The sequence below is a fragment of the Bradyrhizobium sp. CCBAU 53340 genome (assembly GCF_015291645.1).
GTDB lineage: Bacteria > Pseudomonadota > Alphaproteobacteria > Rhizobiales > Xanthobacteraceae > Bradyrhizobium.
Genome location: NZ_CP030055.1, coordinates 2600458 through 2619820, shown reverse-complemented (window position 1 = coordinate 2619820; position 19363 = coordinate 2600458). Strand labels below are relative to the sequence as shown.

The window sequence follows — 19363 nt, the reverse complement described above, 5'->3', positions numbered from 1 at the left end:
CATGTCCGCTTTCAGTTCGGCTTTCCGTTTTCGTCGCATCGCGATCTCTGTCCTGCTGCTGGGAGCCAGCGCGCTGGGCGGCTGCTCATCGATCGACCGCCTGTCGCAGATCGGCGAACAGCCGAAGCTGTCGGCGATCGACAATCCGACGACGCAGCCCGGCTACAAGCCGGTGCAGATGCCGATGCCGAAGCCGGAAGTCGCCTCCTACAATCCGAACTCACTGTGGCGCAACGGCAGCCGCGCCTTCTTCAAGGACCAGCGCGCCACCCATGTGGGCGACCTCTTGACCGTGACCGTGAACATCACCGACAAGGCCAATATCGAAAACGACACGCAGCGCAGCCGCTCCAACAAAGAAGATTCGGGGATTTCCGACTTCATCGGGGCGAAGACGATCACGCAAGCCAACAAGATCCTGCCCGGCCGCATTCTCACCGCCGACTCCACTGCTTCCAGCGAGGGCAAGGGTAGCGTTGACCGCAAGGAGGCCTTGCAGACCAACGTCGCCGCCGTCGTGACCCAGGTGCTGCCGAACGGCAACCTCGTGGTCGAAGGCAAGCAGGAGATCCGCGTCAATTTCGAGATCCGCGAGCTCGTGGTCGCCGGCATCGTCCGCCCCGAAGACATCCAGAGCGACAACACCATCGATTCCAGCAAGATCGCGCAGGCCCGCATCGCCTATGGCGGCCGCGGCCAGATCACGGACGTGCAGCAGCCGCGCTACGGCCAGCAAGTCATGGACGTGCTGCTGCCCTTCTAAGCTTCTTTAAGAGCTCCCACATCGTGCTCGCGAACCTAGGCGCGAACGACGATGTCCTACGCGGCCCTCGCTAGCTCCCCTGGCGAGGGCCGCATCTATTTTTGGGATGGTGATTGGGGCGCCCAATCTGCTGTCAGCGGTCATGATGAGCGATAGCGCTAGCCAAGACCTCAGCTGTCATCGTCCGCGTAGGCGGACGATCCAGTACTCCGAGGCCTTCGTTGCTGAACCGATACAGTGCGGCGTACTGGATTCCCCGCCTTCGCGGGGAATGACGACGGAGAGTTCCTCGGCCGCGTTACGTAAACTCCGCCTCCACCACGCCCAGCCCGTCCAGCTCCATCCGCACCTTGTCGCCGGCCTTCAGCCACAGTGTCTTGACCAGGCTCCCCGTCAGCACGAGCTGCCCCGCATGCAGGCCCTTGCCTTCGGCGGCGAGATGGTTGGCGAGCCATGCCAGCGCATTGTGGGGATGGCCGAGTACATCGGCGCCGGTACCGTGGCTTATCTCCTCGCCGTTGACGATGGCGCGGCCCTTGACCGCCTTCAGGTCGGGCACCGACGAGCGCGGAACTGACGGCCCCAGCACGCAGCCGGCGGCGAAGAAATCGTCAGCAATCAACGTCGGCGCGCCCATCGTCTCCCACTTCACATAGCGGTCGTCGACGATCTCGATGGCGGGATGATAGGCCTCGACGGCCTCGCCAACCCATTCGGCCGTGAACGGCGCCTCGCCGGCGGCAAGGTTGCGCTTCAGCCGCACCGCGATCTCGCATTCAACGCCGACCCGGACATAGTCGGAGGCCGCGAGCTTGACGCCGCTGTCGTGCACGCCCTTCTGGAACACCCCGCCACCGCAGGGGTGCGGGATGCCGATATAGTCCTGCATCACCCGGCTGGTGCAGCCGATCTTGTAACCGACCAGGGGGCCGACATTCTTCAAGAGGAGGTCGTGTAGCGCACGCTGGACCTGATAGCCCTCGGCCTCGTCTTCAGGGGGAACCTGGAGCGCGGCGAGCGGCGCATGGTTGCGGCGCGCCAGCGCGATCGCCTTTGCGGCTTCGAGAATTTTGTCCATCGGCGCCGCCTCCCACGCTACGCGATCGCAATCAAGGGCGGCACTTCAGCATCCCCGCCCGGGCCTGACAAGCGCGGGCGGCGTAGCTTCAGGCCTTGACCAGGCCGAGCCGGATCAGGCTTTCGGCCGTGGCAAGGATCGCCTCATCGTTGGAACGGGGTTGCCAGCCAAGCACCGACCTCGCCTTGGCGCTGGTGGAATGCCTGATACGTCCGAGCATCGGCACCACCGCCTGCAGCAGCGGAATCCGGCGCGCGGCGAGCCGCACCAGCCAGTCCGGCGCCTGGAGCCGGGGAACCCGGCGCGCGCGCGGGCCCAAGTCCCGCCGCAGCACCTTGCCGATGTCGAGGATCGACAGCGTTTGGCCGGACACTGCGATGAAGCGCTCGCCTTTGGCTTCCGGCGCGATCATCGCCCGCACATGCAGATCCGCGACGTCGCGCACGTCGACCACGCCGAAATAGACCCGCGGCACCGCCGGCATGGCGCCGTCGAGCAGCGATTTGACGATCTCGATCGAGCCGGAGAAGTCCGGCCCCAACACGGGACCGAAAATGCCGGCGGGATTGATCACCGACAGCTCGAGCCCGCCACCCTCGCGCACCATGAAATCCCAGGCCGCCCGCTCGGCCAGGGTCTTCGACTTGATGTAGGGTTGCACGTCGACGCCCTCGAGATTGGTCCACTCGGTTTCGTCAAACGGCCGGTCCCGCGGCGGATGGCCGTAACCGATCGCGCCCAGCGAGGAGGTGATGACGACCCGCCGGACACCGGCCTCGCGCGCGGCGCGTAGCACCCGCAGCGTGCCGTCGCGAGCCGGAACGATCATTTCGTTCTCGTCCTCAGGCAAGCTGGTCGACAGCGGCGAAGCAACATGGAGCACGTAGTCGCAGCCGGCGACCGCCTCGCGCCAGCCCTCGTCAGCCGTCAGGTCGGCGGTAAAGAAGGACAGGCTCTCCGGCATCGCCGCCCCACCCTCACGCAGCATCGCCAGCACGTCGGCTTCCCGGTCCGGCCGGCGTACCGTGGTCCGCACCTGATGGCCCGCAGCCAAAAGCTGCAGGACGACATGGATGCCGACAAAGCCCGAGCCGCCGGTGACCAGAACAGTGCTCATTGCCAAATTCCCCTGATTGCGCAGGCCGGCAAATTGTCCGCCGCCCTGCTCAGGGTCGCATCTGGTCACTATCTCCAGAGGGAACAAGTAGAATGGATTTCAAGACCGGTATGGAAAACCTGACCAGCGTTTGCGACGGCGACTGCGATTGCAGCCCCGACCCTGCCCTGCTCGCCAACTTCAAGCGCGCCATCCACGCGCTCGGCGGCAAATGGAAACTGGAGATCCTGTTCACGCTGATGAACGGAGCAGTTCGTTTCGGTGCGCTGCGGCGATCCATCGGCGGCATCACCCAGCACATGCTGACGATGCAGTTACGCGAGCTCGAGCAGGATGGATTGGTGTCCCGGACTGTCCGCGCGCAGAAGCCATTGCGGGTCGAGTACGAGCTGACGGACGCGGCTTACGGCCTGCTGCCGGCGTTTAAGGAAATATTGAGCTGGTCCAGGCTTTATGGAGACGCGCGCCTTGCAGCGTCGCATGAAGCCTGATTGCAGCGATGCTTGATGCAGCTTGATCAGTGTCTCAGCATCCGAGGCGATCTCGTTGATGCGACTCGCAAAACCTCCCTGCACCTGAGTTGAAGGTTGTTTCTCATGCGAACTCACGTGAGTTCGCAGGAGTGGACTCTACGTCATTGATCGCGATTCACTTTTCGCGACCGGGACGGTCGCGCTGTCGCGCGGCGTTGAGCGACGCACAAAATGCCCATCACGGCGCCAAACGGCACCTTGCGCCCCAAAAACAAAGAGCCGCATCGCTGCGGCTCGGACTTTATTCGTCGCGATAGACCTTCTCGCGTTTCTCGTGGCGCTCCTGCGCTTCCACCGAGAGCGTCGCGATGGGCCGGGCTTCGAGCCGCTTCAACGAGATCGGCTCGCCGGTATCCTCGCAATAGCCGTAGGTGTTGTCCTCGATGCGCTGGAGCGCGGCGTCGATCTTGGCGATCAACTTGCGCTGGCGGTCGCGGGCGCGGAGTTCGATGGCACGGTCGGTTTCGGACGATGCCCGATCGGCAAGATCGGGGTGGTTGACGTTCTCCTCCTGCAAGGCTTGCAGGGTGAGCTTGGACTCTTTGAGGATCTCATCCTTCCAGGCGAGGAGCTTCAAACGGAAGTACTCCTTCTGCCGGTCGTTCATGAAAGGCTCTTTTTCGGTCGGTCGGTAGTTTTTCAACTTTTCCAAGGGCGGCCTATCTTCTTAAGCAACGACTCGCGAACGGAACGGGGTCCGTTGAGCCGGGGCTTATATAGCTACCCCTTGTGACAGACAATATTTCCTTAACGGCGCGGTTACCGCCCCCAAACCCTTGCACAGGAAGGTTTATCCTGGTGGGCCCGGGGGCGGCCAAAAGCCTAGTAGCCGACCGTGAAACGCTGCCTCAGATGGGCCGGCTTTTCGATCTCGTCGGCGAGCGCGATGGCGTAGTCGGCGAAGCTGATCCAGCTCTTACCGTTCGCATCTGCGAGAAGCTGGTCGGTCCCGAGCCGGAACTTGCCCGTCCGGGCCTCTTCGACGAATAGCGCTGACGGCGAGATGAAGGTCCAGTTCAAGTCCTTTTCCTGCCGCAGCAGATCGAGGAAGGCGGAACCCTTTTCGGCCTCGGCCTTGTATTGGGCGGGAAAGCCTGGAGTGGTCACCAGTTTGACGCCCGGCGCTACCTCGAGGCTGCCGGCGCCGCCGACGACGAGGTAACGTCCGACCTTGGAGTCCTTGGCTGCGCCGATCAGCTTGAGCGGATCACTGGCCAGGAAGTGAACGGAACTCACAGCCACGTCGTGTCCGGCCCACAGCTTGGCGAGGCCCGCCTGGTCGAGCACGTCGCCCTTGGTCGGCGTGACGTTCGGCAGCGCCGCAATCTTCTCGGGGTTCCGGGCGATGGCGGTAACCGCATGGCCGCGACGGCACAATTCCCTGGTGATCTCCGAACCGGCCCGGCCCGAGGCGCCGGCAACTGCGATTTTCATGGAAGGCTCCTTTGCTTCTTTAGTAACTAACGGTGACTAGATATCGCAAAGAATGCTGGTGTTAAGAGAGCACTTTGTGCTTACCTGATTACGCAGGAGTAACCGGAACAACAGCTGGCAAAGCCCACGCAAGCGCGAGGACCCGAGATGAAGCCAAATGTCTATGCCGCCGAATGCCCGACGCGCCAGATCCTCGATCGTGTCGGCGACAAATGGGCCGTGCTGATCCTGTTGCTGCTGCGTGAGGAGCCGATGCGCTTCAATCAGTTACGTCGCACGATTGAAGGCATCTCGCAGAAGATGCTGAGCCAGGTTCTCAAGTCGCTCGAACGCGATGGCCTGATCAAGCGTCGCGCCATCGCGACCGTGCCGGTGACGGTTGAATATTCGATCACGCAGCTCGGCCTCACCCTCGCCGCCGCGGTCGATCCGCTGCGCGATTGGGCCGAGGAGAATCTGAAAGACGTGCTCGCCGCCCAGCGCCGCTACGACGCGCAGAAGCAGGAGGAAGCGGCGTAGAGCGTGAAGCGGCTAACAGAAGATCTGTCATCCTGAGGTGCGAGCAGCGCGGTGCGCAGCACCGTGCAGTGAGCCTCGAAGGATGAACGGCCGAGATGCCTCAGCGGGGGCCGTCGCCCTTCGAGGGCCGCTGAAGAAGCGGCCACCTCAGGGTGACGGACGACTCTCAGCCCTGCCCGGCCTTCGCCAGCTCGACCTCGACGCGCAGCTCGATCTCGGCCAGCACGGAATCCAGGCCAGGATCGCCGGAAGACGATTTCAAATTCGCCGCCGCATCGCGCAGCCGCATCACCGTCGAGGCGTCGAGATTGCCCGACAGAAGTCCCATCTTGAGATCGTCGAGCACGTCGAGCGCGGTCCTGCCGCGGGCGACCGAGCGCTTGCGGCGCTCGACCGGATCTTCCTCGATACCCTGCAGCGCGAGAAGCCCGTCGATATTGGCGGTGGCCTTCGGTGCGGCAGCGCTCCGTGTCTCCTGCGTCGACGAGGTGTCCGGCAGCACGAAGGTGCCGGAGCTTGTTCGCCTGGCCTGGTTGGCCGGCGTCCCAAGCGTGGTGCCATTCGGTCCGTAGATGCGCATCGGAGCAATCCGGGTGATCGATGCGCCACATTCGCCGCTTTATGGTTAACGGGGCGTAAACGGCCCGGCAAAATCTGCCGACAGGCGGCAGTTTCGCTCCTCAGCGACAACAGCCGCTGACACAGGACGAAACAAATTTACTCAACCTATTCAATCGACTAACCCCTTTGCCCCGCGTTGGCACAGGGCTCGCAAGGACAGCGTCGGACCAGCTCGTCATGGGAGTGTCGCTGATGGTCCGAGATGCGAGGAGGCTTTTCGGAAAGCCTTGGGGAGCAGAGGATGCCAGGCGTTCGTTGGGTGAGGATTCTGAGCGGGGTGGCCTTCGCCGCGCTGTCAGTGCTGGCGTTCTCGGTCGCGCCCGCAAACGCGACCTCGCGCATCAAGGATCTCGCCAATATCGAAGGCGTGCGGCAGAACCAGCTCATCGGCTACGGCCTCGTGGTCGGCCTCAACGGCACCGGCGACACCCTCAATAACATCCCCTTCACCAAGCAGTCGCTGCAAGCGATGCTCGAGCGCATGGGCGTCAACATCCGTGGCGCCACCATCCGCACCGGCAACGTCGCCGCCGTGATGGTGACAGGCAATCTGCCGGCCTTCGCGACGCAAGGCACGCGCATGGACGTCACCGTCTCCGCCCTTGGCGATGCCAAGGATCTGCGCGGCGGCACCCTGCTCGTCACCCCCCTGTTAGGTGCCGACGGCAACGTCTACGCGGTGGCGCAGGGCTCGCTCGCAATCTCCGGCTTCCAGGCCGAGGGCGAAGCAGCCAAGATCGTGCGCGGCGTTCCGACCGTGGGCCGTATCGCCAACGGCGCCATCATCGAGCGCGAGATCGAATTCGCGCTCAACCGCCTGCCGAACGTCCGCCTCGCGCTGCGCAACGCCGACTTCACCACCGCCAAGCGCATTGCCGCGGCAATCAACGACTATCTCGGCGTCAAGAGCGCCGAGCCGATCGATCCCTCGACCGTGCAATTGTCGATCCCGCCGGAGTTCAAGGGCAACGTCGTCGCCTTCCTCACCGAGATCGAGCAGCTCCAGGTCGATCCTGACCTCGCCGCCAAGATCGTCATCGACGAACGCTCGGGCATCATCGTGATGGGCCGCGACGTCCGCGTCGCCACCGTCGCGGTCGCGCAGGGCAATCTCACGGTCACGATCTCCGAGAGCCCGCAGGTCAGCCAGCCCAACCCGCTGTCGCGGGGCCGCACCGTGGTCACGCCGCGCTCCAGCGTCGGAGTCACGGAGGACGGCAAGAAGTTCGCGCTCGTGAAGAACGGCGTCTCGCTCCAGCAGCTCGTCGACGGCCTCAACGGCCTCGGCATCGGCCCGCGCGACCTCATCAGCATCCTCCAGGCGATCAAGGCCGCGGGTGCGATCGAAGCCGACATCGAGGTGATGTGATGCAGACCGGCATGATCAACACCGCACACGTCGTCAAGGCAGCGCTCGCGAACCCCGCCTTCTCGGTCGAGAGCCGCAACAACCGTCCCGACTTCGAACTCGCCGCCGCGCTTCAGAAGGTCTCGCCGCAGCAGCAATCCAAGGCGCAGAAGACCGCTACCGATTTCGAGGCGATGTTCCTCAACAGCATGTTCTCGCAGATGACGTCGGGCCTGAAGGGCGAAGGCCCGTTCGGCGATACGCCGGGCACCGGCGTGTGGCGCTCGATGCTGACCGAGCAATATTCCAAGAACTTCGCCAAGGCCGGCGGCATCGGTGTCGCCACCGAAGTCTACCGCACCCTGATCATGCAGCAGGCCAAAACCATCCGCACGGCATAAGGTCCTTCGAGATGAACCATTTCAACGCCTCACGTCGGCCGATGCCTGCGCAGCGGCCCGGCACGCCCGAGAGCGCCGCAGCGCGCAAGCTCGCCGAAGACCTGATGGACGCGATGAACGCCCTGCTCGGCCTGATCGAGCGCGAGACCGAACTGGTCCGCGCCGGCAAGGTCCGCGAGGCGATGACGATGGAAGGCCAGAAGCAGGAGCTGTCGCGGCGCTACGTCGGAGCCGTCGGCCAGCTGAAGGCGAACCAGGCACAGCTTGCTAAATCCGCGCCCGAGCTGCTGTCGACGCTGCACCGGCATCACGACGCCTTCCGCGCCATGCTCCAGGTCAACCTTACCGTGCTCGCGACCGCGCACGCAGTCTCCGAAAGCGTCGTGCGCGGCGTCAATGCCGAGATCCAGAAGCGCAACGTGCCGAACACCTACACCGCAGCGGGGCGCCGCGCGGCTCCCGGCCCGCGCCACATCACGCCGCTCGCGGTCAGCCGCTCGCTCTGAGCGCAATCCGAAACCATCTCCAATTTTACGAAAAACCGCGCGGCAAAAGCGTCGCGCGGTTAGGCACGTTTCCTAACCAGGTGTTCAATCCTGGTGTTCCATGGTTGCGCATTGAGAGGGGTTGGGATTTGACTCACGTAAGGCAACCAGGAGGCTGCCATGAGTACAGATTTCAGCATCAGGCCGGTGGGGATCCCGGCCCCCGTACAGATCGTCACGACGTCGAATTCGGCGGCGAACGATGCCGTGCAGACGGATTTGCCGGTAGGCCAGACGGTCGCCGCGAGCGATACGAGCGCGCCCGCGCGCAATGATTTGCAGAACAACAACGACAACGTTTCGCGTCAGGTGGTTTTCAACCAGGCGGCCGCGTCCTTCGTGTTCCAGGTTGTGAACGAAAAGACCGATAGGGTTGTCGATCAATTCCCCGACGAAGCGATGCTGCGCCGGCGGGCCTATTTTCATGCACTGGATTTGAAGTCTGAGCCTTCGCGTCCGCTCAATACGGACCTCAGCGCCTGACGATCACGTGGCGCGGGCTGCAACGGCCGTGTCGAGATAGTTCGAGCCTGTCGCGGGATCGGTCACGACGTTTTTGATCTGCGCCTTGCCGTTCGCGGTCAGCGTGAACTTCGTATTCCCGAAGCGAAACGAAGAATCCTTGATCAACACCTGCTGATACTGCGACGTGGAGCCGCTCTCGTAGTGGACCTGGGCGCGGAAGCCGCTGATCTGGGAGATGTTGAGCGAGAACTTCTTGCCGTCGGGATAGGTGCCGGTCCAGTTGCCCTCGTAGAGACTGGAATCCACCGGCACGTATTTCGTCTTGCTCGGGGCCGACATGCCCGCCGACTTATACGAGCTCGACAGGATGCTCATGAGGTCGGCCACGACGAGCCTCCGTCAGGATCGGCCGGACAGGCCGGCAGCAATGTTCCGGTTGATCTCGATCAGCGAGCGGAAGTGATCGAGCTGCGGGCTCATCAGCAGCGCCGCGGTCTGGCTCAGCACGAACACGCTGATGTTGGCGATCTTCTGGCGGACCTCGAGCGGCTGCGGATTGTTGTCGCGCATCGCCTCGCTCAGAAAGATGGTCCAGAGCTTGCGGTTGAACATCAACGCCTGTGTCGTCTGCTCGTTGAAGGGATCGGCGCTATTGACGGCGTCCTGCAGCTTGTTGGCAGCTTTCAGCAGCGTCTGCGCTTCGATATCACGAGGAGACGCAGTAGTCGTGGCGACACGCGCGTAGGCCGAAGCAGCAGAACTCGACATCGATCACCCTGGAGGTTTCCTCGCCCGTTGTACGGGCTTAAGGATTTCTTTCCCAACCCTAGGCAGCACCGCTTAAGATTTTGCTTACGTGAGAGAGTGGAGACACTCCGGACAATTACGGTCACGGATATCGTCTCGAGTTGAGGCTAAGCGCAAACGCCTCAGGTGTAAATCGCCGGATTTGTCCCGTGCTGATTTCGACTAATCGAGTCTTAGGAATCTCGATCAAAAAAACGGCGAGGTTTGTGCCTCGCCGCAATCCTGGGAAGCGTTGTCACCAACTCATCGCTTAGCGGAGGAGTTGAAGCACACTCTGCTGCGACTGGTTGGCGAGCGACAGCGCGGAGACCGCGATCGACTGGCGCGTCGAGAGCGCCTGGCTGTTGGCCGCTTCCTCGTTGGTGTCTGCAAGCGTCAGACTTGACGAACCGGTCTGCAGCACGTTGATCAGATTCTTGCTGAAGTCCTGACGGATCTGCACGATCGACAGGTTGGAACCGAGCGTCGACGCTTCGGAGCGCAGAGTGGTACTGGCCGCGTTGAGCGAGGTCAGGATGGCGTTCGCCGAATTCGAATCGAGGAAATCAACGCCCTGGTTCAAGGGCGCAAGGCTGAGGCCGGCGTCGTCGAGGGTCACGCCCTGGATGGTCAATGTCGAACGTCCAGTCTCGTTGAACACGAGTTTAAGCGTATCGCCGTTCAGCAGGTTGACTCCGTTGAAGGAGGAGTCCTGCGCGGTAGTGTTGATCTGCGCGAGCACGTTGTTGTACTGCGCGACGAGATTGGCGCGCGTCGACTGCGAATTCGCGTCAGCCACGGGCGGCTGCGCGATCAGACCATAGAAGGGCTGACCACTCGCCGCGGCTGTGCCACCGATTGCGCCGATCGTCAAGGAAGCCGCATCGTTGGAAGTTACGATGTTGAGGTGCCCCGTCGGGTCGATGGTGGCCTGCAGATTGTTCGACGCGAGCGCCGCATTGAGCTGATTGAGAGTGGAAACCTGGCCGGTGCCGGCGCCGAAGGTGATGCTGACGGCAGAGCCGCTGCCAGTGGCGCCGATCGTCAAGGTCTTGCCGCTGAGAGGGGGCGGGATGCGGGCGGTGGTGCCGGCGGAAAGGCCCAGCGCCGTGAGCACGTTGCCTGAGCCGGAGATCGCCAGATCCTGGGCGGTACCGGTGCTGAGCACGAGCTGGCCGCTGCCGTTGACGGTCGACGCCGTACCGGTGCCCGTGATGCCATCGATCGCGTTCAGCACGGTCTGCACCGTGAGGGTGCTGCCGGTGCCGATGCCGATCGTGACGTTGCCAAATGAGTCCGTCGTCGAGGTGGTTTGCGCGGTCGAGAACGTGATGGTCTTGCCGTTGACCGTCAGAACCGAACCGTTGGTGATGACCGTGCCGAGGTCATCGGATGAGGCGCCCGCCGTGCCAACCAACCGGGTCGCAGCCGTGATGTTGGCGGCCGTCGTGGTATTGTCGTTGGTAACAGTGCTGCCGGTGACCGTGTTGTTAGTGTATGCCGTGCCGAGCAGGTTGTTGGCGGTTGCCCCGGGGATCGCGGCCGCCGTCACGTTGGACTTGGGCGAATAGCCTGTCGGGCTTTGCAGCACCTGGCTGGCGATCGACTTCGCGCTATCCACCAGCTTCTGCAGCGAGGTGATGCCGGTATTGGCGGCCTGCAGCACCTGCACGCCGTTGCTGATGCCGTCCAGGAGATTGGCGATGTCACTGGCGCGATTGTCGAGGCCCTGAGCGGTAAAGAAGTTCGTCGGGTTGTCCAGCGCCGTATTGACCTTCTTGCCGCTCGCAAGCCGCTGCTGCGTGGTGGCGAGCAGGTCGGCTGTCGACTGCAGCGACAACAGGTTCTGGCGAACTGATGCCGAGAGAACGATGTTGGACATTGGCGGATCTTCCTCTTGAAGCGCGACGCTGTACGAATCGGGACTCGCCGATCGGGGACTGTACTTTCGTCCAGTCTTAGAAGGTCTCCTTTAAATTAAGGTTAATGGCGGCTTAAGCCGCAAGGTTAACAATGCGTTAACCCGCCGCGGTTCCCCCCGGCTCCGCGCGAGCCGCGCCGCGCAACAAAAAAGCGGCGGGGCAAAAGCCCCGCCGCCATGCCTTGACTGGCGATTTTCGCCGCGTATCAGCGCAGGAGCTGCAACACGCTCTGCTGCGACTGGTTGGCCAGCGACAGTGCCGAGACCGCGATCGACTGGCGGGTCGACAGCGCCTGGCTGTTGGCCGCTTCCTCGTTGGTGTCGGCCAGCGTCAGGTTGGACGAACCGGTCTGGAGCACGTTGATCAGGTTCTTGTTGAAGTCCTGGCGGATCTGCACGACCGACAGGTTCGAACCCAGCGTCGATGCTTCCGAACGCAGCGTGCTGCTGGCGGCATTGAGCGTGGTCAGGACCTTGTTGGCCGAAGCGTTGTCCAGGAAGTCGGTGCCCGAGGCGAGGCTCGAGATGCCGAGACCGGCGGTGTTGAAGGTCACACCGGTGATGCTCAGCGTCGACTTGCCGGTTTCGTTGAACGTCAGCTTCAGCGTGTCGCCGTTGAGCAGGTTGACGCCGTTGAAGGACGCGTCCTGCGCGGTCGTGTTGATCTGCGCGAGCACGTTGTTGTACTGCGCGACCAGGCTTGCACGCTGGGTCTGCGAGGTCGGATCGGCGACCGGAGCCGAAATGGCAGCGCTGTGGAACGGGCCGGTAGAGGTAAAGGCCGTGCCGCTGAGCGTGCCGATCGTCGAGGACGCCGCATCGTTCGTGGTCGTGATCGAGATCACGCCGGTCGAGTCGATCGAGGCCTGCAGGTTGTTGGCCGCCAGCGCCGAGTTGAGCCCGTTCAGCGTCGAGACTTGGCCGGTGCCGGTGCCGAAGGTAACACTGACGGCGGTGCCGCCGCCGGTGGCGGCGATCGACAACGTCTGGCCCGAGATGGCAGGCGGAGTGCGGGCGGTCGTGCCGGCGGTGAGACCCAGCGCGGCGAGCACGTTGCCCGTACCCGAGATCGTGAGATCCGAGGTCGTGCCGGTGCTCAGCGTGAGCTTGCCACTCGCGACGGTCGAAGCCGTGCCGGTACCGGTGATGGTGTCGATCGCGGAGAGCACAGTGCCCACCGTCAACGTGCTGGTCGACTTGATACCGATGGTGAAGTTGCCGGCGGCGTCCTGGGTCGAGGTGGTCACGGTGTTGTCGAACGTGATGGTCTTGCCGTTGACCGTCAGGACCGAACCGTTGGTGATGGCGGTGCTGAGGTCGTCGGACGTGGCACCCGCGGTGCCAACCAGCTGGGTGGAGGCCGTGATGTTGACCGCAGTGCCGGTGTTGTCGTTCAGCACGGCGGTACCAACGGCCGTGTTGTTGGTGTAGCCGGTGCCCAGCAGGTTGCTGGCGGTCGCGCCGGTGATGGCGGTCGAGGTCACGGTCGACTTGGTGGAGTAGCCCGTCGGGCTCTGCAGCACCTGGTTGGCGATCGACTTGGCGCTGTCCACCAGCTTCTGCAGCGAGGTGATGCCGGTGTTGGCAGCCTGGAGAACCTGAACGCCGTTACCGATGCCATCGAGCAGATTGCCGATGTCGCTGGCGCGGTTGTCGAGGCCCTGAGCGGTGAAGAAGTTGGTGGGGTTATCGAGAGCCGAGTTCACCTTGCGGCCAGTCGACAGACGGGACTGGGTGGTGGCGAGGAGGTCAGCGGTGGACTGGAGGGAGAGCAGGTTCTGGCGAACCGATGCGGAGAGAACGATACCGGACATACTGTTACCTTTCTGGTAGCTACGCGTCCTATCTGACCATGATTGATCAGATGACCCGCGGACCGTGCGTCCAAGCCTCTAACAATCCGTGAAATGAACCCCCCGCTTTTTCCGCGACCGCACGCGATGCCCCCTTCGTAAGTGCGACGGACGGACCGGAATATCGCGCACAATATTGATATTGCTGCTCTTTTACTCGCAACGGCGGTCGTTTACGCCCGGTTAACTATGTTGCGCAAGGATCGGCTCCAAATCACGGTCGATCGCCTTCATTGCGCGAGCACGGCGACGGTTCGTTACAACAGGGTTGATGGAGAACAGGCATGGCCCTCAAGGTCGAGCTCAAGCCACACGAACGCATCATCGTCGGCAACTGCGTGATCACCAACACCGATCAGCGCGCCCGCCTTCTGATCGACGGCGAGAACGTGCCGATCCTGCGCGAGCGCGACATCCTTACGCCGGAGACCGCAGACACGCCCGCCAAGCTCGTCTATCTCGCGGTTCAGCTCATGTATATCTCGCCGGACCCGCAGACCCAGCACGGCACCTATTTCAACCTCGTGCGTGATATCGTCACCGCAGTGCCCAGCGCTTGGTCCATCATCGAGGGCATCAACAACAACATCATGAGCGGCGACCTCTACCGGGCGCTGAAAGATGCCCGCAAGCTGATCGCCTACGAAGAGAAGTTGCGGGACCAGTACGAGGCGACGCATCCCAAAAGTGACGTTAAGGGCGACGTCAGCTCAGCCGCCTGAGCGCTTCGTCCGTCCCAAGCAAAAACGCCCCGGACCAGGTCCGGGGCGTTTTTGTTTTATCGTGACATCACTGCGCCGCGAGCGGCGGCGCCTCGATCTCGATCACGCCGCCGCTGCGCTTCGCGCCGAACTCCAGCACGGCCGCGACCAGCGCATCGATATCCGTCTCCGCGGTGCGATGATTGACGATCGCGGCGCGGATCGCGAACTTGCCGTCGAGCGTCGTGCTCGACGGCGCGGCGATGCCGGATTCCTGGACGTCAGCGACGATCTCGCGATTGACCGCATCGCCGGCGCGGTAGCGGAAGCAGACGATGTTGAGATTGACCGGCGCGAGCAGCTCGAGCCTGGGGTCGGCGAGCACGCGGGTCTCCAGATATTTTGCGAGCGCGCAGCTTCGCGCGATCACCGCGCCCAGCCGGTCGGTGCCGAATGTTTTCAGCGTGAACCACGTCTTCAGCGCGCGGAAGCCGCGCGACAGATCCGGACCGAGATCGCACGGCCATACCGCGCCGGCCGCGAGCCCCCTCGCCTCGCGGCTCAGATACGCCGCTGGGTGCGCGAAGGCCTGCCGGTGCCGTTCGCCATCGCGCACCAGCAGAAAGCCGGCGTCGTAGGGCACCTGCCCCCATTTGTGGAAGTCGAGCGCGATCGAGTCCGCGAGCCCGATGCCCTCGAGCAACGGTGCGAGCTCGGGCGAAAGGATCGCCAGCGCGCCGAAGGCGCCATCGACATGAAACCAGACGCCTTCTTCGCGGCACAACTCCGCGATCGCCTTGAGATCGTCGATCGCTCCGATATCGACGGTTCCGGCCGATGCCGTCACGAGGAACGGCTTGAATCCGACCTCGCGATCGGCAGCGATCTGCGCCCGCAGTGCTGCGACATCGATGCGATGCTCGGCATCGACATCGATCTTGCGCAGCGCGTCGGTGCCGAAACCGGCGATGTCCATCGCACGGGAGATGCAGCCATGCGCGGCTTTCGACGCGTAGGCCGTGAGCAGCGCGCCGTCATTGCCGATGCCGTGCTGCCGCACCATCGTGCCGAGCGCGTTCGTGCGCGCCACCAGCACCGCCATCAGATTGGCCATCGACGTGCCGGTGACGAAGATGCCGCTCGCGCCTTGCGGAAAGCCGAACAGGCCGCGCATCCATTCGACGATCTGACGCTCGACCTCGATCGGCATGTGATCGCGTCCGCCGAGATTGGCATTGAGGCCGGCTGCGAGCATCTCCGCGACCATGCCGACCGCGGTGCCGCCGCCATGCACCCAGCCCATGAAACCCGGATGAACGTTGCCGGTCGCATGGGGCGCGACATGCTCGGAGAATTCGCGATAGACCTCGGCGAGATCGGTCGCCTCGCGCGGCAGGTCGGTTCTGACCGCCGCGCGGACCTCGTCCGGGATCGGCTGCCACACCGGACGCGCGCGAACATTGGCGATGCCGTCGATCGCCTCGTCCAGCATGCGATGAGCGAGCGCACGGAACTCGCTCCAGTCCTGTGGATCGAGCGATCTGTTGGTGACGCCGGCTTGGGTGTTGCCGATGATCTCGTTCATGCTGCACTCCCGACGCCCGCCATCGCAGCCTCCTTGGCATGCCGCGACAGCATTGCGGTGAATGCGGCAAAGATCTTGCGCATCTGCGGCGGCTTGTATGGAAACACGACCGGCGAATCCATGTTATGCACCACAGCGGTGTTGTCGGCCTCGAACACCAGCAGCTCGCCGTTCTGGTTCTCGGCGCAATCGACGATGAAATAATCGAGCCCGACGCGTCGGCTCATTTCGTCGAGCGCGTGCCTGTGGCGCGCAGCAAAGGCATGGTCGAAGTCCTGCATGAAGATCGCCTCTTCAGCGCGCTTCTCCTCGCTGAACGCCATGTAGGCGTTGAGATACCAGATGTCCCAGCGATCGGCGATCGCCATGTGGCAGGCATAGGGCTTGCCGTCGACCATGGTGAGCCGGATCTTGCGATAGAGCCCGTCAGGGCCCGCATAGTTGACGAAGCGCGCGACGAAGAAGTCCTGCTCCTGCCGCTCGGCGAGATAGGCTGCGAGCGCAGCGGCATCGTCGAGCTTGGCAAGCCCGACGCCGGCATGCGTACCGCGCGGCCGCACGATCATGGGAAAGTGCAATTCACCCGTGATCGCCGTGCAGGCGATGCGGCCTTCCGCAAGATCAGACAATTGCGCACGCGTCGCGTGGGCGGTGACGGGAATCTCGAGACCGGGGATACCGGCCAGCAGCCGAAACAATTTGTCGCGATCGAGATTGCCGACCAGCTCGGGGCGGTTGAGCAGCGGCCGCGGCCAGTTCGGCGCGGCCTTTTCGATCAGCGCCAGTGCTTCGCGGCATTCCTCGGAATCGGATGCAACCACGATGGCAATGTCGTGCTCGGGCAGCGTTTCCGGCAGGCCCGTTGTCTTGGTCACATAGAGCGTCAGCAGCTCGATGTCGGAGCCTTCGAGCAGGAATTCGATCGGTGTGTTGCCGCCCATGTCGATGTCGGCTGCAAGCGCGAGCACGCGCAAGCCCGGCTTCGGAACTGCGGCGGGCGTGCGAAACAGCTGATGGAACGACAGCACTTCGGACTGGATCACCAGCCCGGCTTCCTTCTCGCCCATCAGCTGGGCGATCAGCGACAGATCCAGCCCCTCGCCCGCTTGCGCCGTTCCTTCCGCGATCCGCGCCAGAAGCTGATCGCGTAACGGATGCAGGTCGACGCCTTCGAAGGCCTGGCGCGTCAGCTGCGCAAAGCCGATACGATCGGCGTAATTCGGCGCGGCAAGGGAATGCAACATCTCACACCTCGAATACGGGCTACGCCGGCACGGCGGCGGTACGGTCAAGCAGCAGCTCGATCTTCACCAGGACATCAGCGATGCGATCGAGGATACGCTGCACATTGGCTTGCGCTTGCGCGCCGTCGACCGACCAGGCGTCGGTGACGTCTCGCGCGCCGACGCAGAGCCGCAGCGCGGCCTGCGATACGCCGTCCGGTTGCTCCAGCCGCACCGGCTGGCCGACGAGACAGCGTTGCGCGGCGACCTGCCGGTTCGCCGCGCTGCCGCCGATGTCATCGTTCATGTCGCGCGCGAGCGCGCGATGGACGGTGCTGGTCTCGGAGATCGACACCGGCTCATTGTGGCGCAATAGGGTGAACGGAAAGATCGTGCGCTGCATAAATTCTTCATCATCGGCATCAGCAATGTCGACGGGAGCCGGTACGGCGCGCAGCGACGGCGACAGCATGATCATGCTGTCGATGCCGGCAGCGAGCTCGGTCATGGTCCTGGCACGGAAGGCGCCGGGCACGGCATAGTAGCGGCCGATCTCCGCCAGCGCCGCTTCCCAGCGCAGCCATTGGCCGAAATTCGGACGGCGTTCGAAGCGCGAGCGCAGCGCCGTCCACGCCATTGGCCAGTCGCAGCGCCCGGCATAGGCGAAGAAATCAGGCGCGATCCGATCGATCCGGTCGATCGCGCGCGACAGGCCTTTCGGCACCAGCAGCGCGCCGCTGAAGGCAGGCCCGCCGAAGAATTTCGAGCCCGTGATCAGCACCATGTAGCCGCGATCGAGATAGGAACGCAGCCGCCGGCGGCCGAGCCGCGCCTGACAGGCATCGACCACGACCTGAACCTTGCGTGGCCAGCGCCGCGCGATCTCATCGAGACAGGCGGCACTCGGCGCACGCCAGCCGAGCTTTGACGAATCCATGATGTGCAACAGAACGCGCCGGCCTTGCGCGAGGCTGTCCTCGGTCGCACGCATCACCGCAGCATCCGCGTCAGTACGCATCATGAGGCCAGAGACATCGAGCAGCGGCACCGCGATGCTGTCGCCGGCGAGGCCCGCGATCGCGGCATCCTTGCGCACCGCAACGCCGCTCGCCGTCATCGTACCGAAATGGTGCCCGCGCGCGGATTGCAACGTACCGCTGCCAGTCTGGTCGGCGCCGACCACGATCGTCACCGGCGGCGCGCCAAGCGCGGCGCCGGCGAGGAACAGGGCATGAAGCTGGGAGTCCGTGCTGGATGGCGAGAACACGATTTCGACCCGTGGCGACAGCTGGAAGTGACCACGCAGCTCCTCGCGCATGTCCTCGCAGCGCCGGTCGAAGGCGATCTCGACCTCATCGAACAGCGATTTGTGCACCAGCCCTCGCGCGCCAGCGCGGCGCGGTCATAGGCTCGTTGCGAGATCGTCGAAGCCGTTGACGAGGCGAAATTCCAGATCTCGGGCTCGGGCGACGGTGCACAGCCATAGGCGTTGACGCGCTCTTTCGGGTCGAGCGCCAGCCGCCCGTCTCCGCCGGACACGAGCAACGTATCCAGCGGTGTGAAGAGATCGCGCAGGCGATAGCGCGAGCCGCCCTCGGACGCTCGTTCGATGTCGGACAGACGGGATGCGCCGATGCTCATCCCGACAGGCTCACGCCGCGTCGGCCGCCGGGGCCGGCGCGAATTGCGAGGCGATGTCGCCGTGGAACACCGACGGACCGACGTGGTCGAGCGAGCTCTGGATATCGGCCCAGATCTCGCCGCCGATATCGGTCCAGCGTTTGCAGAAGGCGAAGTCTTCGGAGAGATAGGTCCCCGTCGCGGGATCGATCATGCATTCGAACAGCGCGAACCGGTTCGGGCTCGTGACGAGCGAGTCATGCGAATGCTCGCGGAAGAACTGCAGATTGGCGTAGTCCGGATGGCGGCACATCGCCTCCAGCGCCTGGCGGCGGATCATCAGGAAACCGGTGCCGGCGTAGCGCACGCGGGTGAAGCCATTGACCACCACGATGCGATCGGGGTCCTCGATCTCGAGCACGTAGTCGAGCGAGGCCGCCGGCACGTCAACGCGGCCGGCCTGGATCGCCCGCCTCGCCTTGTCCCAGTTGACCCGCTTGATCGGATAGCAGCCGGCGACGACGTCGGCGCCGCATTCGATCAGCCGGAACACCTGCTCGGGCTTGAAACCGATATCGGCGTCGACGAACAGGAAATGCGTGGCATCAGGGTCGTCCAGGAACATCGCGACCAGGTTGGCCCGCGCCCGCGTGATCAGCGCATCGCCGTCACGCAGGAGCACCTTGAGGGCGAGATTGGACATGCCGTGCATGGCGCGCTGGAGCGCGAAGATGGAGCTGGCGTAAATGCTCGACACCTGCCCGCCGAAGCACGGCGTCGCGACCACCAGCTGCATCTTGTCCGACATCGACGGCTCCGCCCCGCTCAAATCCTCACCAAGAGGTAAACA

The 19363-nt window shown here is 63.8% G+C and carries 20 protein-coding genes and 1 pseudogene; 8 read left to right on the top strand and 13 right to left on the bottom strand.

The features are described from left to right. Position 1 precedes the first annotated feature (1 nt). Positions 2–763, top strand: a complete 762-nt coding sequence (gene flgH, locus XH89_RS12240) for a flagellar basal body L-ring protein FlgH (RefSeq protein ID WP_194467298.1) — start codon at positions 2–4, stop codon at positions 761–763. Between the two features lie 298 nt (positions 764–1061). Here flgH and XH89_RS12235 read toward each other — a convergent pair whose 3' ends face one another. Both XH89_RS12235 and XH89_RS12230 read right to left on the bottom strand, forming a co-directional pair. Continuing rightward, a complete protein-coding gene (locus tag XH89_RS12235) occupies positions 1062–1841 on the bottom strand; it encodes a 2-keto-4-pentenoate hydratase (protein WP_194467297.1) in 780 nt (259 codons plus the stop codon). 88 nt (positions 1842–1929) lie between these two features. After that, positions 1930–2958: an aldehyde reductase gene (locus tag XH89_RS12230; RefSeq protein WP_194467296.1), complete on the bottom strand. Its 1029-nt coding sequence runs from the start codon at positions 2956–2958 to the stop codon at positions 1930–1932. Between the two features lie 92 nt (positions 2959–3050). On the opposite strand from XH89_RS12230, the gene XH89_RS12225 reads away from it, so the two are divergent. After that, positions 3051–3449, top strand: coding sequence for a helix-turn-helix domain-containing protein (locus XH89_RS12225; protein WP_194467295.1), 399 nt, complete (start codon positions 3051–3053; stop codon positions 3447–3449). Between the two features lie 283 nt (positions 3450–3732). Here XH89_RS12225 and dksA read toward each other — a convergent pair whose 3' ends face one another. Then, positions 3733–4098, bottom strand: a complete 366-nt coding sequence (dksA, locus tag XH89_RS12220) for an RNA polymerase-binding protein DksA (protein WP_008554760.1) — start codon at positions 4096–4098, stop codon at positions 3733–3735. Between the two features lie 215 nt (positions 4099–4313). Continuing rightward, positions 4314–4925, bottom strand: a complete 612-nt coding sequence (locus tag XH89_RS12215; RefSeq protein WP_194467294.1) for an NAD(P)-dependent oxidoreductase — start codon at positions 4923–4925, stop codon at positions 4314–4316. A 147-nt stretch (positions 4926–5072) separates the two neighbouring features. Here XH89_RS12215 and XH89_RS12210 point away from each other — a divergent pair, with 147 nt between their 5' ends. Next, positions 5073–5444, top strand: coding sequence for a helix-turn-helix domain-containing protein (locus XH89_RS12210; RefSeq protein ID WP_194467293.1), 372 nt, complete (start codon positions 5073–5075; stop codon positions 5442–5444). A 166-nt stretch (positions 5445–5610) separates the two neighbouring features. Here the strand turns inward: XH89_RS12210 and XH89_RS12205 are convergent, their stop codons facing one another. Beyond that, positions 5611–6024 carry a flagellar assembly protein FliX gene (locus XH89_RS12205; protein WP_194467292.1) on the bottom strand — a complete coding sequence of 138 codons (414 nt, stop codon included), beginning with the start codon at positions 6022–6024 and terminating at the stop codon, positions 5611–5613. Between the two features lie 282 nt (positions 6025–6306). Here XH89_RS12205 and XH89_RS12200 point away from each other — a divergent pair, with 282 nt between their 5' ends. From XH89_RS12200 to XH89_RS12185, 4 genes are all read left to right on the top strand, one after another. After that, a complete protein-coding gene (locus tag XH89_RS12200) occupies positions 6307–7434 on the top strand; it encodes a flagellar basal body P-ring protein FlgI (RefSeq protein ID WP_194467291.1) in 1128 nt (375 codons plus the stop codon). Next, positions 7434–7814: a flagellar assembly peptidoglycan hydrolase FlgJ gene (gene flgJ, locus XH89_RS12195; protein WP_194467290.1), complete on the top strand. Its 381-nt coding sequence runs from the start codon at positions 7434–7436 to the stop codon at positions 7812–7814. The genes XH89_RS12200 and flgJ overlap by 1 nt, the downstream gene beginning before the upstream one ends. Before the next feature lie 11 nt (positions 7815–7825). After that, a complete protein-coding gene (locus tag XH89_RS12190) occupies positions 7826–8320 on the top strand; it encodes a hypothetical protein (RefSeq protein WP_194467289.1) in 495 nt (164 codons plus the stop codon). 159 nt (positions 8321–8479) lie between these two features. Further along, positions 8480–8842, top strand: coding sequence for a hypothetical protein (locus XH89_RS12185; RefSeq protein ID WP_194467288.1), 363 nt, complete (start codon positions 8480–8482; stop codon positions 8840–8842). A 3-nt stretch (positions 8843–8845) separates the two neighbouring features. Here XH89_RS12185 and XH89_RS12180 read toward each other — a convergent pair whose 3' ends face one another. The 4 genes from XH89_RS12180 to XH89_RS12165 all read right to left on the bottom strand — a co-directional run bounded on the left by XH89_RS12180 (position 8846) and on the right by XH89_RS12165 (position 13345). After that, positions 8846–9211 carry a hypothetical protein gene (locus tag XH89_RS12180; protein ID WP_194467287.1) on the bottom strand — a complete coding sequence of 122 codons (366 nt, stop codon included), beginning with the start codon at positions 9209–9211 and terminating at the stop codon, positions 8846–8848. A gap of 12 nt (positions 9212–9223) precedes the next feature. After that, positions 9224–9592, bottom strand: coding sequence for a flagellar biosynthesis regulator FlaF (gene flaF, locus XH89_RS12175; protein ID WP_194467286.1), 369 nt, complete (start codon positions 9590–9592; stop codon positions 9224–9226). A gap of 289 nt (positions 9593–9881) precedes the next feature. Beyond that, positions 9882–11492 carry a flagellin gene (locus XH89_RS12170; RefSeq protein WP_194467285.1) on the bottom strand — a complete coding sequence of 537 codons (1611 nt, stop codon included), beginning with the start codon at positions 11490–11492 and terminating at the stop codon, positions 9882–9884. 245 nt (positions 11493–11737) lie between these two features. Continuing rightward, the gene (locus XH89_RS12165) at positions 11738–13345 is read right to left on the bottom strand and encodes a flagellin (RefSeq protein WP_194467284.1); all 1608 of its coding nucleotides are present in this window, start codon (positions 13343–13345) and stop codon (positions 11738–11740) included. A gap of 323 nt (positions 13346–13668) precedes the next feature. Here XH89_RS12165 and flbT point away from each other — a divergent pair, with 323 nt between their 5' ends. Continuing rightward, complete coding sequence (gene flbT, locus XH89_RS12160; protein ID WP_194467283.1) at positions 13669–14106, top strand: flagellar biosynthesis repressor FlbT; 438 nt, start codon at positions 13669–13671, stop codon at positions 14104–14106. A gap of 67 nt (positions 14107–14173) precedes the next feature. Here the strand turns inward: flbT and XH89_RS12155 are convergent, their stop codons facing one another. From XH89_RS12155 to XH89_RS12140, 4 genes and pseudogenes are all read right to left on the bottom strand, one after another. After that, a complete protein-coding gene (locus tag XH89_RS12155; protein ID WP_194467282.1) occupies positions 14174–15670 on the bottom strand; it encodes an aspartate aminotransferase family protein in 1497 nt (498 codons plus the stop codon). Further along, a complete protein-coding gene (locus tag XH89_RS12150; protein ID WP_194467281.1) occupies positions 15667–16914 on the bottom strand; it encodes a hypothetical protein in 1248 nt (415 codons plus the stop codon). The genes XH89_RS12155 and XH89_RS12150 overlap by 4 nt, the downstream gene beginning before the upstream one ends. A gap of 19 nt (positions 16915–16933) precedes the next feature. Further along, a pseudogene (locus XH89_RS12145) lies at positions 16934–18534 on the bottom strand (hypothetical protein). Positions 18535–18544: 10 nt separating this feature from the next. Next, positions 18545–19321 carry a hypothetical protein gene (locus XH89_RS12140; protein ID WP_194467280.1) on the bottom strand — a complete coding sequence of 259 codons (777 nt, stop codon included), beginning with the start codon at positions 19319–19321 and terminating at the stop codon, positions 18545–18547. Positions 19322–19363: the final 42 nt, after the last annotated feature.

Coding starts and splice junctions, on each gene's coding strand:
- XH89_RS12205 (WP_194467292.1), bottom strand. CDS start 6,024: ATGCGCATCTACGGACCGAATGGCACCACGCTTGGGACGCCGGCCAAC.
- flbT (WP_194467283.1), top strand. CDS start 13,669: ATGGCCCTCAAGGTCGAGCTCAAGCCACACGAACGCATCATCGTCGGC.
- flgJ (WP_194467290.1), top strand. CDS start 7,434: ATGCAGACCGGCATGATCAACACCGCACACGTCGTCAAGGCAGCGCTC.
- XH89_RS12150 (WP_194467281.1), bottom strand. CDS start 16,914: ATGTTGCATTCCCTTGCCGCGCCGAATTACGCCGATCGTATCGGCTTT.
- XH89_RS12140 (WP_194467280.1), bottom strand. CDS start 19,321: ATGTCGGACAAGATGCAGCTGGTGGTCGCGACGCCGTGCTTCGGCGGG.
- XH89_RS12235 (WP_194467297.1), bottom strand. CDS start 1,841: ATGGACAAAATTCTCGAAGCCGCAAAGGCGATCGCGCTGGCGCGCCGC.
- flgH (WP_194467298.1), top strand. CDS start 2: ATGTCCGCTTTCAGTTCGGCTTTCCGTTTTCGTCGCATCGCGATCTCT.
- XH89_RS12225 (WP_194467295.1), top strand. CDS start 3,051: ATGGATTTCAAGACCGGTATGGAAAACCTGACCAGCGTTTGCGACGGC.
- XH89_RS12155 (WP_194467282.1), bottom strand. CDS start 15,670: ATGAACGAGATCATCGGCAACACCCAAGCCGGCGTCACCAACAGATCG.
- XH89_RS12190 (WP_194467289.1), top strand. CDS start 7,826: ATGAACCATTTCAACGCCTCACGTCGGCCGATGCCTGCGCAGCGGCCC.
- XH89_RS12200 (WP_194467291.1), top strand. CDS start 6,307: ATGCCAGGCGTTCGTTGGGTGAGGATTCTGAGCGGGGTGGCCTTCGCC.
- XH89_RS12215 (WP_194467294.1), bottom strand. CDS start 4,925: ATGAAAATCGCAGTTGCCGGCGCCTCGGGCCGGGCCGGTTCGGAGATC.
- XH89_RS12185 (WP_194467288.1), top strand. CDS start 8,480: ATGAGTACAGATTTCAGCATCAGGCCGGTGGGGATCCCGGCCCCCGTA.
- XH89_RS12170 (WP_194467285.1), bottom strand. CDS start 11,492: ATGTCCAACATCGTTCTCTCGGCATCAGTTCGCCAGAACCTGTTGTCG.
- dksA (WP_008554760.1), bottom strand. CDS start 4,098: ATGAACGACCGGCAGAAGGAGTACTTCCGTTTGAAGCTCCTCGCCTGG.
- XH89_RS12230 (WP_194467296.1), bottom strand. CDS start 2,958: ATGAGCACTGTTCTGGTCACCGGCGGCTCGGGCTTTGTCGGCATCCAT.
- XH89_RS12210 (WP_194467293.1), top strand. CDS start 5,073: ATGAAGCCAAATGTCTATGCCGCCGAATGCCCGACGCGCCAGATCCTC.
- flaF (WP_194467286.1), bottom strand. CDS start 9,592: ATGTCGAGTTCTGCTGCTTCGGCCTACGCGCGTGTCGCCACGACTACT.
- XH89_RS12165 (WP_194467284.1), bottom strand. CDS start 13,345: ATGTCCGGTATCGTTCTCTCCGCATCGGTTCGCCAGAACCTGCTCTCC.